Here is a 2,123-nt window from a genome sequence, read left to right on the forward strand (position 1 = left end):
TATAAAAAATAACAGGATGTCAAAGTGCCTAATTTAATACATTTCGAATACGCTCAAACAGGCGCTAGCTCAAACGAAAACTCTATGGGTATGCGATCAATGCAAGCACGAGCCTATGCTGCTAGAGGTAGCCAATACCTATTGCTAAAAGCGCCGCCTGCATCAGGTAAATCACGCGCGCTCATGTTCTTGGCACTGGATAAGCTACATAATCAAGGCATTAAAAAAGCCATTGTAGCGGTGCCAGAGCGATCTATTGGCGGGTCGTTTAGCTCTACAGAATTAAGTAAGTATGGTTTCTTTTGTGATTGGGAGATTGATGATAACAACAATCTATGCATTCCTGGTGGTGAAAGCAGTAAGGTCAAAGCGTTTAAGCGTTTTATGGCAAGCGATGACGAGATATTGATTTGTACACACGCTACCTTACGTTTTGCCTTTCAGGAAATAGAAGATAGCGTGTTTAATGACTGTTTGCTCGCTATTGACGAATTTCATCATGTGTCTGCCGATGGCGATAACGTCTTAGGTGGTGTGTTGCGTAGCATCATGGCAAATACCAATGCCCATATCGTCGCTATGACAGGCTCATACTTCCGTGGCGATAGCATCCCTGTGCTGACACCTGAAGATGAAGCTCAGTTTGATAAGGTTTCTTTTAACTATTATGAGCAGCTCAATGGTTATAACTATCTAAAGTCACTTGGTATTGGCTATCACTTTTATCAGGGTCGCTATACTGATGTCATTCATGAAGTGCTCAACTCAGAAGAGAATTATGGCAAAAAAACCATTATTCATATACCAAACGTCAACTCGGGTGAATCAACCAAAGAAAAATATGATGAGGTAGATGCTATTCTTGAAGTGCTGGGTGAGGCAGGAAAGAGGGACCCTGAAACAGGCGTTATTCCTGTAACAAGGCCTGATGGAACGGTCATTAAGGTCGCAGATTTAGTCGAAGAAAACGACCGAGATATTATCCAAAATTATTTACGTAATATGAATCACGTAGACGATATGGATATCATTATTGCTTTGGGTATGGCAAAAGAGGGTTTTGACTGGGAGTGGTGCGAGCACGCACTTACTGTTGGATATAGAAGTTCACTGACTGAAATTATTCAAATTATTGGTCGTTGTACTCGAGATAGCGAAAATAAAAGCCACGCCCAATTCACTAACCTTATCGCTCAACCTGACGCTGCAAACGACAACGTGACTATTGCTGTAAATAATATGCTTAAAGCTATCACTGGCTCTCTATTAATGGAACAAGTGCTTGCCCCTAATTTTAAGTTCAAAACAAAAAAAGATGGTGATTTTGAACCGACGCCACCAGGAACAATGAAAATAGGTGGTTTTAAAGAACCTAGCACCAAGCGCACTAAAGCTATCATAGAGTCTGATTTGGCTGATCTGAAAGCCGCTATCTTGCAAGATGATAAGGTCATTGCAGCTTCGGCAGGTAAGATCGATCCTGAAGTAGTGAATAAGATCCTTATACCGAAAATAATTCAGCGTAAATATCCTGATTTGACTGAAGCTGAAGTTGAAGAGGTAAGGCAGCAAGTGGTAGTCGATTGTGCAATAAGCTCAGCAGAAGTAACCGAGCAAGGCGGTAAGAAGTTTATTCGTATGGCCGACAAGTTTATCAATATTGATGAGCTACATATTGACTTGATTGATCAGATCAATCCTTTTCAAAAAGCATTTGAAATACTTTCAAAATCCATCACGACAGATGTGCTTAAGCTCATCCAAGAATCTATTGAAACCACTCGTATTCAAATGGACTTTGAAGAGGCTAAATTACTGTGGCCTAAAGTTAAGCAATTTGTGCATGAAAAGGGTCGTGAGCCTGATTTGAATAGCTCAGATTTCAATGAAAAAAGACTTGCTGAATGTGTCATTTATATTAAGCAACAAAAACGCAAGAGAGTGCCTGCATAATGAGAAATGAAGAGTGGCAAGTGATAAAGTCTATGGAGTTAGATGATTGGCTAAGCTTCATTGATAGTGATGATGACTTAGGGCTTACGACGATTAAAGCAAAGTCGCGGGTACCTACAGCAGATGAGCACTTAGTCGCTAAATTCCAAGAGATAAGCGACTTTTACAAC

The 2,123-nt window shown here is 40.5% G+C and carries 1 protein-coding gene; it reads left to right on the plus strand.

Translation table 11 applies throughout. The features are described from left to right. The first annotated feature begins 24 nt into the window (after positions 1 to 24). On the plus strand, positions 25 to 1,953 hold the full coding sequence (locus ACT3RN_RS15260) for a DEAD/DEAH box helicase (protein ID WP_192518876.1): 1,929 nt from the start codon (positions 25 to 27) through the stop codon (positions 1,951 to 1,953). Positions 1,954 to 2,123: the final 170 nt, after the last annotated feature.

This window comes from Psychrobacter sp. AOP5-GZ1-6, from assembly GCF_052376345.1.
Classification (GTDB): domain Bacteria; phylum Pseudomonadota; class Gammaproteobacteria; order Pseudomonadales; family Moraxellaceae; genus Psychrobacter.